General features: G+C 50.3%; 10 protein-coding genes, 2 rRNA genes and 1 other RNA gene. 2 read left to right on the top strand and 11 right to left on the bottom strand.

The genetic code is table 11. From position 1 onward, the window contains the following. Window positions 1–167 precede the first annotated feature (167 nt). The 4 genes from gcvP to C2M24_RS01975 all read right to left on the bottom strand — a co-directional run bounded on the left by gcvP (window position 168) and on the right by C2M24_RS01975 (window position 5,508). The gene (gene gcvP, locus C2M24_RS01960) at window positions 168–3,062 is read right to left on the bottom strand and encodes an aminomethyl-transferring glycine dehydrogenase (RefSeq protein WP_105213126.1); all 2,895 of its coding nucleotides are present in this window, start codon (window positions 3,060–3,062) and stop codon (window positions 168–170) included. 196 nt (window positions 3,063–3,258) lie between these two features. Beyond that, window positions 3,259–3,648: a glycine cleavage system protein GcvH gene (gene gcvH / locus C2M24_RS01965; RefSeq protein ID WP_105200878.1), complete on the bottom strand. Its 390-nt coding sequence runs from the start codon at window positions 3,646–3,648 to the stop codon at window positions 3,259–3,261. A 30-nt stretch (window positions 3,649–3,678) separates the two neighbouring features. Then, complete coding sequence (gcvT, locus tag C2M24_RS01970) at window positions 3,679–4,761, bottom strand: glycine cleavage system aminomethyltransferase GcvT (RefSeq protein ID WP_105200877.1); 1,083 nt, start codon at window positions 4,759–4,761, stop codon at window positions 3,679–3,681. A gap of 168 nt (window positions 4,762–4,929) precedes the next feature. Next, window positions 4,930–5,508 carry a hypothetical protein gene (locus C2M24_RS01975; RefSeq protein ID WP_105213127.1) on the bottom strand — a complete coding sequence of 193 codons (579 nt, stop codon included), beginning with the start codon at window positions 5,506–5,508 and terminating at the stop codon, window positions 4,930–4,932. A 130-nt stretch (window positions 5,509–5,638) separates the two neighbouring features. On the opposite strand from C2M24_RS01975, the gene C2M24_RS01980 reads away from it, so the two are divergent. Further along, the gene (locus tag C2M24_RS01980; RefSeq protein ID WP_105200875.1) at window positions 5,639–6,484 is read left to right on the top strand and encodes a LysR substrate-binding domain-containing protein; all 846 of its coding nucleotides are present in this window, start codon (window positions 5,639–5,641) and stop codon (window positions 6,482–6,484) included. Window positions 6,485–6,496: 12 nt separating this feature from the next. Here the strand turns inward: C2M24_RS01980 and C2M24_RS01985 are convergent, their stop codons facing one another. Genes C2M24_RS01985 through C2M24_RS02000 form a run of 4 tightly spaced genes read right to left on the bottom strand, consistent with a single transcriptional unit; the run spans window position 6,497 to window position 10,719 of the window. Further along, window positions 6,497–7,669, bottom strand: coding sequence for an FAD-dependent oxidoreductase (locus tag C2M24_RS01985; RefSeq protein ID WP_105213128.1), 1,173 nt, complete (start codon window positions 7,667–7,669; stop codon window positions 6,497–6,499). Window positions 7,670–7,672: 3 nt separating this feature from the next. After that, the gene (gene ubiH / locus C2M24_RS01990; protein WP_105213129.1) at window positions 7,673–8,842 is read right to left on the bottom strand and encodes a 2-octaprenyl-6-methoxyphenyl hydroxylase; all 1,170 of its coding nucleotides are present in this window, start codon (window positions 8,840–8,842) and stop codon (window positions 7,673–7,675) included. 3 nt (window positions 8,843–8,845) lie between these two features. Then, window positions 8,846–10,156: a Xaa-Pro aminopeptidase gene (gene pepP / locus C2M24_RS01995; protein WP_105213130.1), complete on the bottom strand. Its 1,311-nt coding sequence runs from the start codon at window positions 10,154–10,156 to the stop codon at window positions 8,846–8,848. Next, window positions 10,156–10,719, bottom strand: a complete 564-nt coding sequence (locus tag C2M24_RS02000) for a UPF0149 family protein (protein ID WP_105200871.1) — start codon at window positions 10,717–10,719, stop codon at window positions 10,156–10,158. The genes pepP and C2M24_RS02000 overlap by 1 nt, the downstream gene beginning before the upstream one ends. 196 nt (window positions 10,720–10,915) lie before the next feature. On the opposite strand from C2M24_RS02000, the gene ssrS reads away from it, so the two are divergent. Continuing rightward, window positions 10,916–11,097: non-coding RNA, 6S RNA (gene ssrS, locus C2M24_RS02005), on the top strand. Window positions 11,098–11,254: 157 nt separating this feature from the next. Here ssrS and C2M24_RS02010 read toward each other — a convergent pair. The 3 genes from C2M24_RS02010 to rrf (C2M24_RS02020) all read right to left on the bottom strand — a co-directional run bounded on the left by C2M24_RS02010 (window position 11,255) and on the right by rrf (C2M24_RS02020) (window position 12,400). After that, a complete protein-coding gene (locus tag C2M24_RS02010; protein WP_105213131.1) occupies window positions 11,255–11,668 on the bottom strand; it encodes an SRPBCC family protein in 414 nt (137 codons plus the stop codon). A gap of 433 nt (window positions 11,669–12,101) precedes the next feature. Continuing rightward, window positions 12,102–12,216, bottom strand: a 5S ribosomal RNA gene (gene rrf / locus C2M24_RS02015). 69 nt (window positions 12,217–12,285) lie between these two features. Next, a 5S ribosomal RNA gene (gene rrf, locus C2M24_RS02020) occupies window positions 12,286–12,400 on the bottom strand. Window positions 12,401–12,540: the final 140 nt, after the last annotated feature.

Raw genomic sequence — 12,540 nt, forward strand, 5'->3', positions numbered from 1 at the left:
TTATTTGAAAGAATGCCCTTACGCATTAACACCAAAGCCAATTCGAAGAAATAGCCCTTCATTGTCGGCCTAAAGGCCGACCTACAAACACAAAAAAAGCGCCCCTTTTCAGGGGCGCTTTCCAAACTTGTTAATCAGCCCTCGCTCTGCAGCGAGTAATCAGCCAATTACTCGTCGCGATACGTATCTACCGCAGGACAAGAACAGATCAGGTTACGGTCACCGAACACGTCATCGATACGTGTAACCGTTGGCCAGAACTTGTTCTTCGCTACGCTTTCAACTGGGAATGCAGCATAGAAACGGTCGTATGCGCGGTTCCAGTCGTTGCCTAGCACATCGGCTTGCGTGTGCGGCGCGTATACTAGCGGGTTGTCTTCAATTGACCATTCGCCGTTAGCAATCTTGTCGATTTCGCTCTTGATTGACACCATCGCTTCGATGAAACGGTCGATCTCAACCTTAGACTCAGACTCGGTTGGCTCGATCATCAAGGTACCCGCTACCGGGAATGACATAGTTGGTGAGTGGAAACCGTAGTCCATCAAACGCTTAGCTACGTCCATTTCAGATACGCCAGTGGCTTCTTTGATTGGACGCAGGTCAACGATACACTCGTGAGCAACACGGTTGTTACGGCCACGGTATAGGATTGGGTAATGCTCGCTTAGCTTCTCGGCCAGGTAGTTGGCATTAACAATCGCTGTTTCGGTCGCTTCACGTAGACCTTCGCTACCCATCATGGTGATATAAGCCCATGAGATAGGAAGAATAAGCGCTGAGCCGTAAGGAGCTGCCGATACCGCGCCGTTGTCTACATTGGTACCCGGTACGTTGATCACGCTGTGGTTAGGCATAAATGGCGCAAGGTGTGATTTAACACCGATTGGGCCAACACCTGGGCCACCGCCACCGTGTGGGATACAGAATGTTTTGTGTAGGTTAAGGTGCGATACGTCTGAACCGATAAAGCCTGGGCTGGTTACACCTACTTGCGCGTTCATGTTGGCGCCGTCCATGTAAACCTGGCCGCCGTGCTGATGCACTATGTCACAGATTTCACGGATGGTTTCTTCGTATACGCCGTGCGTAGACGGGTATGTGATCATGATGCACGATAGGTTCTCTGACACGGCTTCAGCTTTCGCTTTAAGGTCAGCCATATCCACGTTACCTAGCTTGTCACAATCAACCACTACGATCTTCATGCTGGCCATTTGTGCCGATGCAGGGTTAGTACCGTGCGCAGAGCTTGGGATCAAACATACGTTACGGTGACCTTCGCCGCGTGACTCGTGGTATTTACGAATGGCGATAAGACCCGCGTATTCACCCTGAGCACCTGAGTTAGGCTGTAGTGATACTGCATCGTAACCTGTGATGTTTACCAACCAGTCGTGTAGTTCACCAATCATGATCTGGTAACCGGCCGCTTGATCCAATGGGCAGAATGGGTGCAAGTTTGCAAACTCTGGCCAGGTGATTGGGATCATCTCAGCGGTCGCGTTTAGTTTCATGGTACATGAACCTAGCGAGATCATTGAGTGGTTAAGCGATAAGTCTTTGTTTTCTAGACGCTTGATATAACGAAGCATCTCAGTTTCGCTGTGGTACGAGTTGAAGTTCGGGTGCGTTAACACTTCGTCATCACGTACTAGGCTAGCTGGGATAGACTGTGAACCATTGGCGCTGATTTGTGCATCAAGTGCCGCTACGTCTAGACCATGACCTTCACCTAGGATGATGTCGAATAGCTCTAGTACGTCTTCACGTGTTGTGGTCTCAGATACAGAGATTGAGTACTCACCTGCGTGGTTAGTCGCGAAGTTAACTTCTTTCGCTAGTGCGCGTGCAACCACTTCGTCTTTGTTATCAGCAACAACGGTAATGGTGTCGAACCATGTGTCGTGCTTAAGCGCTACGCCTTTCTCTTTAAGGCCAGCAGCTAGGATATCGGCGAAGCGGTGGATACGCTCAGCGATTGTTTTCAGACCTTGTGGGCCGTGGTAAACCGCGTAGAAGGCAGCCATGTTCGCTAGTAACACCTGTGCAGTACAGATGTTTGAGTTCGCTTTTTCACGGCGGATGTGCTGTTCACGTGTTTGCATTGCCATGCGCAGTGCGTCATTACCCAGGCGGTCTTTTGAAACACCGATAATACGACCAGGTAGTGAACGCTTGTAGGCATCACGCGTGGTGAAGAAGGCCGCGTGTGGACCACCGTAACCCATAGGCACACCAAAACGCTGTGCTGAACCAAGTACTACGTCTGCACCTAGTTTACCTGGGGCTTTAAGTAGCATAAGCGCCATGATGTCTGCAGCAACACAGGCTAGTGCTTTTTTGCTTTGTACAGCAGCGATAAGGTCAGTTAAATCAACCACTTCACCGCTTGTTGTTGGATACTGGAATAAGGCACCGAAGATCTCATGGTTTGCCGCTTCGCTTGCAGGACCAATGATGATGTCAAAACCAAACTGCTCGGCACGTGTTTTTACCACGTCGATAGTTTGTACGTGAACGTCTTCTGCAATAAAGAATGCGTTGGCTTTTTTCGCTTTAGAAACGCGCTTAGCAAGAGCCATGGCTTCAGCCGCAGCAGTTGACTCGTCAAGTAGTGACGCGCTTGCAAGGTCAAGACCGGTCAAGTCCATTGATAGGGTTTGGAAGTTAAGCAGTGATTCCAAACGACCTTGGGCGATCTCTGGCTGGTATGGCGTGTAAGCCGTGTACCAACCTGGGTTTTCTAAAACGTTACGCAGGATCACGTGAGGTACATGCGTCGGGTGGTAACCCTGACCTATGTATGATTTGAATACCTTGTTTTTGCTGGCTACTGATTTTAGGTAGCTTAGGGTTTCAACCTCAGTGCGGCTTTCGCCAATTTGCAGGCCGTTCTCAAGACGAATGCTAGCAGGAACAGTTTGTTCCATCAGCGCTTCAACACTCGATACTCCAAGAGCACTTAGCATGTCGCTCATTTGCGCCGCGCTTGGGCCAATGTGACGACGAATAAAATCTTGCTTCTGCTCTAACTGTTCAAGAGATTTGGCATTTGACATGTGTCCAGATTCCTATGATCCAAGAAATTTAATGCGGTTTAGTGGGGGTTATTGCCAACAAATATGGCATTGCACCAAACCTGTAAGGGTGCCGATATGGCGGCACATCTACACTAACCCGATACCCAGGTACCTGGGGTTAGTATCAAAAAAGCCCCAAAACGGGGCTTTTCAGGGCCGACGCCCAAACGACTAATTAGTCTTCGTCGATGTTGTTCTGGTAGCCTTCTGCGTCAAGCAGATTTTCAAGCTCAGACTCATCAGATGCTTTAATACGGAATAACCAGCCGTCACCGTAAGGGTCGCTGTTTACCGTTTCAGGTGCATCTTCAAGCTCTTCGTTAATAGCAACGATTTCACCGCCGATTGGCGCGTAGATGTCTGAAGCCGCTTTTACAGACTCAGCAACGGCACAGTCTTCACCTGCGTCTACTTCGTCACCAACTTCTGGTAGTTCTACGAATACCATGTCACCTAGAAGCTCTTGCGCGTGCTCTGTGATACCTACAGTGTAAGTACCATCGCCTTCAGCGCGTACCCACTCGTGTGAACTAGCGTACTTTAACTCGCTTGGAATGTTGCTCATTGTCTGTTCCTTTGGTGTAAATTTATATTCTTATACTACGGCTTTACCTTGACGCACAAAGCAAGGTTTAACCACTTTAACATTGACTAATTTTTTACGCATTTCAACCTGCGCCGTTTCACCGATTTCACGCGGTACACGGGCAAGTGCAATACTGTGACCTAGTGTTGGTGAGAAGGTACCCGAGGTGATCACCCCTTCGCCCGCTTCACTTACTACTTTTAAGCCACTGCGTAATACGCCTTTTTCTTCAAGCACAAGACCAACAAGTTTGTCGGTGCTCTTGTCAGCGCGTTGTTGCTCTAATACTGCACGGCCGATGAAATCACGCTCTGCAGGTTCCCAGGCAATGGTCCAGGCCATGTTGGCCGCCAGCGGAGATACGCTTTCGTCCATGTCCAGACCGTATAGGTTCATACCTGCTTCCAAACGTAAGGTGTCACGCGCACCCAGACCAGCCGGTGCTACACCTGCGTCTAGCAGCTGCTGCCATAGGTCTGCGGCTTGCTCGTTTGGTACTACGATTTCGTAACCGTCTTCGCCAGTATAGCCTGTTGTGGCGATAAATAAATCACCGGCCTGCACACCGAAGAATGGCTTCATATCGGCCACGGCTTCTTGCTGTGCTGCACTTAGTACGTTTGCTGTTTTTGCTTTGGCGTTAGGGCCTTGCACGGCGATCATGGCGAACTCAGGACGCTCGGTCACACTCACGTTGAAATCGGCAGAAACGGCAGCCAAATGGGCTAAGTCTTTTTCACGGGTCGCCGAGTTAACCACTAAGCGGTACTCGGTGTCGCTGAAGAAATAGATGATCAAATCGTCGATCACACCGCCTTGCTCGTTAAGCATGCCTGTGTAAAGCGCTTTACCGGCAACGGTTAGCTTAGCAACGTCGTTTGCTACCAATTTTTGTAGGAAAGCTTTGGCGTCATCGCCTTGAACGTCAACTATGGTCATGTGTGATACGTCGAACATGCCAGCGTCGGTACGCACCGCGTTGTGCTCTTCGATTTGCGAACCGTAATTGATCGGCATTTCCCAGCCGTGGAAATCAACCATTTTTGCACCGGCTTCCAGGTGCTTGGCATGTAGAGGTGTTTTAGAAGACATAATATTCCTTCACGTTTTACAAACCCAGTATGGTGGGCGTGGCCTCGATTATCGAGGGGGAATAACATGGGCCGCGATTATACATAAGTTGTTCGCCGCTGGCACCCAAATTAACGATTACTTTTTTAACATCTGGCAAAAGATGCTTACATAACCCAGTGCGCCCATTTAAGCAGCTTGTGCTTGGGGGTTAAAACGAGCGCTGGTTAGGCTATGGGTTAAATCCGTTAGCGTCGATGACAAGGCAAACACGCGATAGTACTGCTGTGCGTCCTTGGCACTGGCGATAACAAAACAGTCATCGCACTGCACGCCATAATGCTGGCTGTTATCACCAAGCGCCATGCCCATATACAGGCTGAATTGCTGGCTTAGGAACTCACCGGCATCGGGACCGCTAAAGTGTAGGCAATTTAGCTCGGGACGGGGCAAAATATCCACATCAAACGACTCGCTGGCCGTATCAAGCACAGCCAGCAGCGGCTCGGCGTCGTTGGTTACTATGCGCAGCGCGGTATCGCTTAAGAAGAAAACATCAAAGCTGTGCGCCTGCTCTGCCAGCTCATAACGCACCGCCATGCCGGTTTTATTGGCCCAGTTCAAGGTGCTGGTCTTCAGGCTTTGTAATAACAAGAGCACTTCCGAGCCGCCGAGATCGATGATCTGTTCATTGGCCGACACAAAGGTATTGGTCTGGGCGTTTTCCGCGCCGTGATGACGGGCAAAAAAGAGAGATTGGATCGTCATGGCTGCCTCAACTTGTGATTTTTAAACTGTTGGCAGTATAGGGCTGGGCCAGAGCAACAACAAATTGTAATTTTTTATCGATTGATAAATAATTGCAATGTATATAGGCCAATAAATTTCCTTTGCTAATATGAAAAATATCCCCATGGACAGTCTGCGCACCCTGGTCACCGTTGTTGACGTGGGTGGTTTTGCCAAGGCCGGTGAGCTGCTGGGGCTGTCGCAACCTGCGGTCAGCCTGCAAATAAAGCGCCTTGAAGACTTACTCGGCCGTAAGCTGTTTAAAAAGCAGGGCCAACGCCAGGTGCTCAATCATCAGGGCGAGCAACTGCTGCCGTTGGCCAAGCAGATCCTCAAGGAAAACGACGCCATCTTGCAGCTCTTTAGTAATGAAACCGTCACCGGTAAGGTGCGCTTAGGCATTCCCAGCGAATTTGCCGCCAGTATTTTGCCCGCCATTATTGGCGATTTTGTTTCTCTCTATCCGGATGTGTCGCTGGAGGTGAAATCCGAGCTCAGTAAACAGCTGATGCACGTGAGTAACCGCGAAGAGTTTGACCTGCTACTGACCTTAGTGGAACAGCTGGATAACCCCCACTACCCAAGCTTTTTACAAGATCAGCTGGTGTGGGTGGGCAATACCTCCATCAAGGCGAACAAGCCGGTGACCCTGGTGGTGGCGCCACAGGGCTGTATTTATCGCCGCCGCGCCATCGATGCCCTGGAGCAGGCCGGCATTCCCTGGCGTATTGTCTATACCAATGCGGATTTGACCGGACTCACGGCGGCCATTAAGGAAGAGTTGGGGATCACTGTATTGGCACGTAAAACCGTGCCCGAGGAGCTGCCCTTTACCACACACACCGACATGCTGCCGGTGCTTGGGCAAGTGGGCATTAGTTTGATTAAACGTGCTCAGGAGCCGGCCCATGCCATCGACAAGCTCGCCGAGTTTATTACCTTGCGCCTAAGTTAAAGGGACGTCTGTTTATTTGCCGAGCGCCTGCTCGGCGAACAGCTGCTTCAGCGGCTTGATATCGTTCACCGCACTTAAGCCTAAACCGCGTACCAGCTTCTTGATGGGGTTGTTACCGGCAAACAGGGTTTTTAGCCCCTGCATGGTGGCAATATGCTTTTGCGCATCGAGCTTACGCTCGCGCTCGTAGGTTCGCAGTGCACGTTGAAGATCGCCCTCGCCGCTTAACAGTGGCTCGGCCAGCAACTCGGTAAAGCGCGCCGCATCCTTAAGACCTAAGTTCATACCTAAACCCGCTAACGGGTGTATGGTGTGGGCCGCATCGCCCATCAACACGATACGCTCCTTCACCCATTGACGGGCGTAGCGCATGGTCAGTGGGAAGACCGGGCGTTTAGATTGCACCTCACACAGGCCACACTGACCGTCAAAGGCGGTGTAGAGCGCTTTGTTAAACTCTTCGTCAGTCATGCCTTGATAGGCCTGTGCCTGTTGCGGTGAGCACGACCAGACGATGGAGTGCATATGCTCATCGGCCAAGGGTAAAAACGCTAACGGGCCGTCCGGCAAAAACACCTGACGGGCGCACTGCTCATTGCCCTGCTCGGTTTTAATGGTGGCGACCAGGGCATGGTGATCATAATCTTTAAAGGTAATGGGCAGATTAAAGCGCTGGCGTACGCCTGAGTTGGCGCCGTCTGCGGCGATCAAGAGCTCACACATCACCGGCGAGCCATTATCCAGCGTGAGTAATACATTGCTGTCGCTTTGGTGAATGTCTTTATAGGCGTGATTAAACAACAAGGTGACATTGGCTTGCTGCTCTAATCTGGCTACCAGAGCACGATGAATAACATCGTTTTCAATAATATGCCCTAGGTGGGTGACATCGTAATCATCCGCACTGAAATGAATATGGGCGAAGCTGTCTTTATCGCGTACATCCATTTGTGTATAAGGACTTATACGCTGCTCTTGCATTAGCGGCCAGGCGCCGAGCTCTGTAAACAGGGCTTCGCTGGCCTGGTTAATGGCACTGACGCGCAGGCCGTATTCGTCGCTTAAGGGCGCGCATTTATCGCCGGCATCTATGACCACCACGGAGACGCCTTGCAGGCTCAGTGCCAGCGCCGCACTTAATCCAACACACCCGCCGCCAACCACGGCTACCTTCGCTTGAAACATGCGTTAATTAAACCCCATTAATTGTTTTGCTAATGGCTGGCGCAACGAACTGCATAGTTGCATTGCCGCCAAACCCACACTGCGCCCAAGGGCTATGGTGCGCGAGCCATTGGAAAAAGTACGCACTAGACCGTCGGTCAGTGTCATCACCCGGGTAATGTCTTCGGCGCGCGCCTGAGCGTAGACCGAAGTAAAGGCGTATGTGCCCAAGTCATCGCCAGCATAGGCAATTTTGGCCACTAATTCTTTGATGTCGCGCAGGCCCAGGTTAAACCCTTGCCCGGCAATGGGATGAATGGCGTGGGCGGCATTACCAATCACCACGGCGCGATGGCTGACGAGACTATTCGCTCTGCCCCACACCAGGGGGTAAACGCTGCGCTCGCCGACCTGGGTAAAGAGCCCGGCGCGATAGCCGAACTCCTGCTGTAGTCTGGCAACAAATTCGTCGCTGGAGGCGTCTTGCAAGTCGCCCAGCTTATAGCCTTGGTCGCACCACACCAATGAATAGCGCTTACGCGACATGGGCAGTAAGGCCAGCGGGCCATGGCTGGTAAAACGCTCAAAGGCCTGACATTGATGGTCGTCCTGCACTTCTACATTGGCAATCAGGGCATGTTGGGTATATTCCTGGGTGTCAAAATCCAGATGTAATAACTTGCGCGTGGGTGACTGGGCGCCATCGGCCACTACTAACAGCTTGGCGCCTAACTCGGTGCCATCGTCCAAAGTGATCTGGTTATGTGTCTCATGCATGCTTACCGCGGTGACTTTCGCAGGGCAAAATTGGGTCACTTGTTGATGGCTTGCCAAAGCACGATGTAAGGCCTGACCCCAGGGGCGCACCTCAACCACGTAACCCAGGGCATCAAGACCATAATCCGCATGGCTGATCTGGGTTTTGCCAAAATGTCCGCGGTCCGATACCTGCACCTGTTTAATGGCACAGGCATAGTCGCTGTGCTCGTTAAACAGGCCATATTGCTTGAGGTAGTGCACCGAGTCGGCGGCCAAGGCAATGGATCTATCATCAAAGCTGGGGTGATAATCGTTACTGGGCTGGTAGGCCTCGATAACAGCCAAACGTAAATTAGGACACTGCTGTGCTAAGACATTCGCCAATGTGCCCCCGGCCAAACCACCGCCTACAATCACCACATCAAAGTGCTGCACCTGTTAGCTCTCCTGCATTAGCGCTTCTATTTCGGCCACTTCTTTGGGCACCGAGGCGGTGAGATTTTCATGGCCATTTTCGGTGACCAGTACATCGTCTTCAATGCGAATGCCAATACCGCGATATTGCTCTGCCACTGGCGCATCTTCGCTGATGTAGAGGCCCGGCTCTATGGTCAGCACCATGCCTGGCTCGAAAGGACGGTCTTTTTCGTCTTGCTTATACTCACCCACGTCATGCACATCAAGGCCAAGCCAGTGGCCAAGGCCGTGCATATAAAAGGCACGATAGGCCTGGCTTTCTAATAGCTCGTCAAGCTCGCCTTCTAGCAAGCCAAGGTCAATCAGGCCCTGGGTAAGAATACGGTTTACCACCTTGGCGGTTTGCGCCAGGGTATTACCTGGCTTGACCATATCCAACGCCGCATACTGTGCCTTAAGCACCACGTTATATACGGCCTTTTGCGCGTCAGAAAATTTGCCGTTAACCGGGAAAGTACGGGTAATATCGGCAGCATAGCCGGCCAGCTCACAGCCCGAGTCGATCAACACCAGATCGCCATCTTTGAGGGTCGACTCGTTTTCGGTGTAGTGCAAGATGGTGGCGTTATCGCCACTGCCCACTATGGTGCCATAGGCCGGATAACGGGCGCCGTTCATGGCGTAATGATGATGTAATTCGGCTTCGAGTTGATACTCGGTGGCTCCGGCCTTGGCAAAGCGCATGGCGCGCTTGTGACCATCGGCACTGATCTGACCCGCCTGGCGCATAAGCTCTTGCTCGGCGGGTGATTTAAATAAGCGCATCTCGTGTACCAGGGTGCGAATATCGCGGATCACCTCAGGCGCACGATAGCCCTTTTTAGGGGCGCCACGCAGGGTATTGAGTAAGGCAAAAACCTGGTCGTCGACGTCTTTATAAACGCCCTGACCATAGTAGAGGGTGGCTTTTTGGTTCACCGCATCGATGAGGCCCTGATCCAGCTCGGCAAGAGTGTAGGCATCATCGATAGGGAGCTGTTCTTTAGCAGCATCGGCGCCCATACGGCGACCATGCCAGATCTCGGCGGTTTTATCTTTGGCGCAACAATACAGGATGGACTTTTGCTCTTCGCCTTTGACCAGCACCAACATGGCATCGGGCTCATTAAAGCCGGTGAGATAGAAAAAGTCGCTGTCCTGGCGGAACGGGAATTCGGTATCGCGGCTGCGGGTAATTTCCTTGGCAGCGGGAATAAGGGCAACCGAGTTGTTTTTCATTTGCGCCAGCAACTGGTGCTGGCGCGCGCGGTATTCTGCGTTAGTGATATTCATTAGTGTAGCGTCTTTGAAGTTGGCGCCGTGCTCTCTCGTTTACCCAGCTCGGCAAAGCAAAGCATGGCCGATACGCGCACATACTCCAACACTTCATGCAGTGCCTGCTTGTCTTCTTCGGTCTCATCAAAGTGGGTATCAAGGCGGCTGATTTCGGTGAAGTCCTGGATCACTTCTTTGACGTCATCGCTTAGCTTGCCGTAATCTTTTTGCTTTAAGCCAAAACCCAGTAAATAGCCGTTTACCCAGGCAACCAGGGCATTAGCTTGATCGATCAGGCTTTCTTCTTCGTCCGGCAGCAAAAGCTCAAACTGCAACTGCTCATTGGAGAAGCTTTCAACTGCTTGGGAGTAGAGTTCACTCAACCATTGTTTGAGGGTCTTTTCAAAACTAATGCCGTCATTAAGCACATCGCTAAGAAGACCCAGGTAATCTTTTTCTTCGATATCCAGACCACAGGCTAGGAGCCCTGTGATAATCCCCTGCACTTCGGAGGGCATAACAAAGATGTCGTTACTTTCTAAGAGTAGTTGGGCTTGCTGATAGCTAGGTTGTTCGCTCATGATTGGCTCGCGTATGACGAAAAATATTGATTTCAATATCCAATGCTACCATCGCTGCGAGGGCGACTCCACCGTATTGTGACCACCCAAGTATGATAGCGATCAAATAACACCCAGCTTGTTTACTTTGCCCGCACTTGGAAGGAAATTTTGTTATTAGGCTGTATCCCTGTTGCTGGGTCTTATATACTAAAGGTGTTCCCTAGCTTGTTGGCCAGCGAATGACGTCCCTGAGCCGATAATTTTTATTTAGGAATGCATTTTGTAGGCTATTGCGCAAGCTCGGCATGTACCGAGAAGCCTACGGCTTACAGGTGTCTTCCGCCTTGAACCTTAGGGTTCAAGGGCTGATATTCGTAACCGCAAGCCGGGGAACACCCTTCCTTCTTTTTCTAAATCTTATCTCAGTTAATCACGCTCACACATTAGGCAAGACACCTTGTATTGGCGCTCTCTGCTTATATTACTCTGTGCACAAAAAAGCCTCTACGGGACTTGCTCCATCAGTTACAAACAGAAATGAAGCAGCACTTGCTTAGTTACTCTTTCCTTCAACGTGCTTTTTGAAATTATTGAGAATACTTTGCCAACCTTGTTTTTGCTGCTCGGCCGAGTTTTCGTCTTCTGCGTCGAAAGTTTCAACGACTCTAACGCCATCGCTAACTTCTATAAAAGAAACGGTGACAAGCCGATTATCCTCAAGCTCAAAATGAATAGAATCCTGTACCTCGACCTTCGTAAAGCATCCCTCAAAATCGAAGCCAATAGAGCCATCTTTTGCTTCCATTCGATAGTTGAATTTACCACCGACTTGCAGATCTATTTCGGCTCTTGGACAACACCAGTCATCGATAGAAAAATTCCAGCTCGTGATGTCTTGGGGCGTTACCCAGGCTTCCCATACGCTTGCTAGTGGTGCTTTTACTTGCGTTTCAATACTTATCTTCATGGTTCACTCCTGAGCTTGTGTGGTGAAAACAACTACTGATTTGAGTAAGAGCTTACAAGGTAGCATATATCTTTCACTGTTGGTTATTCACTAACAGCAATGAAGCTTCATTACTCCGCTACAGGTAACAAAGTTAGATACTGAGTTTTAGGGGGCAGTTAAACGCAAAAAGCCCGCTCAATGAGCGGGTTTCTGTAAATAGGAGCTTGGTGCGTTACGCAGTAAGATGCTCTACTTCGTAGCGACTACTTTACTTCGGGCTATCCTGCCCTTGCCCTTCGGGTCGCCTACGCGATGTAAAGCTGTTCCCTACAGCTTTATCACATGGATGAATTCGCTTCACTCAGCTTTTTTCCTGCCATGTTCAAGTAGAGTATCAATGCTTTTAAACGAAAAAACCCAGCTATAAGCTGGGTTCTTCGTATAATTAGGAGCTTGGCGATGTTCTACTTTCACATGGCAAATGCCACACTATCATCGACGCTGTTTCGTTTCACTACTGAGTTCGGCATGGGGTCAGGTGGTTCCAAAACGCTATGGTCGCCAAGCAAAAACTTGTAAATTCTTTTTTTGCTCTAAAAAACCCGGCTCTTTGAGCCGGGCTTTCTTAAATAGGGCCCTGACGATGTTCTACTTTCACATGGCAAATGCCACACTATCATCGACGCTGTTTCGTTTCACTACTGAGTTCGGCATGGGGTCAGGTGGTTCCAAAACGCTATGGTCGTCAGGAAAAAATTGTAAATTCGGAAAGCTTTATAAGTAATGTGTCTACTTCAGTCTTAATTTCTAACTTCTAACTTAACAGTCTCACACCATTTTGGTGTTGTATGGTTAAGCCTCACGGGTAATTAGTACAGGTTAGCTTAACG

Origin of the sequence: Pseudoalteromonas sp. T1lg22, from assembly GCF_002964645.1 — a bacterium.
Lineage (GTDB): Bacteria > Pseudomonadota > Gammaproteobacteria > Enterobacterales > Alteromonadaceae > Pseudoalteromonas.

Excerpts from the sequence above, each read along its gene's own strand:
- gcvP (WP_105213126.1), bottom strand. The coding sequence starts at position 3,062 with ATGTCAAATGCCAAATCTCTTGAACAGTTAGAGCAGAAGCAAGATTTT.
- gcvH (WP_105200878.1), bottom strand. The coding sequence starts at position 3,648 with ATGAGCAACATTCCAAGCGAGTTAAAGTACGCTAGTTCACACGAGTGG.
- gcvT (WP_105200877.1), bottom strand. The coding sequence starts at position 4,761 with ATGTCTTCTAAAACACCTCTACATGCCAAGCACCTGGAAGCCGGTGCA.
- C2M24_RS01975 (WP_105213127.1), bottom strand. The coding sequence starts at position 5,508 with ATGACGATCCAATCTCTCTTTTTTGCCCGTCATCACGGCGCGGAAAAC.
- C2M24_RS01980 (WP_105200875.1), top strand. The coding sequence starts at position 5,639 with ATGAAAAATATCCCCATGGACAGTCTGCGCACCCTGGTCACCGTTGTT.
- C2M24_RS01985 (WP_105213128.1), bottom strand. The coding sequence starts at position 7,669 with ATGTTTCAAGCGAAGGTAGCCGTGGTTGGCGGCGGGTGTGTTGGATTA.
- pepP (WP_105213130.1), bottom strand. The coding sequence starts at position 10,156 with ATGAATATCACTAACGCAGAATACCGCGCGCGCCAGCACCAGTTGCTG.
- C2M24_RS02000 (WP_105200871.1), bottom strand. The coding sequence starts at position 10,719 with ATGAGCGAACAACCTAGCTATCAGCAAGCCCAACTACTCTTAGAAAGT.
- C2M24_RS02010 (WP_105213131.1), bottom strand. The coding sequence starts at position 11,668 with ATGAAGATAAGTATTGAAACGCAAGTAAAAGCACCACTAGCAAGCGTA.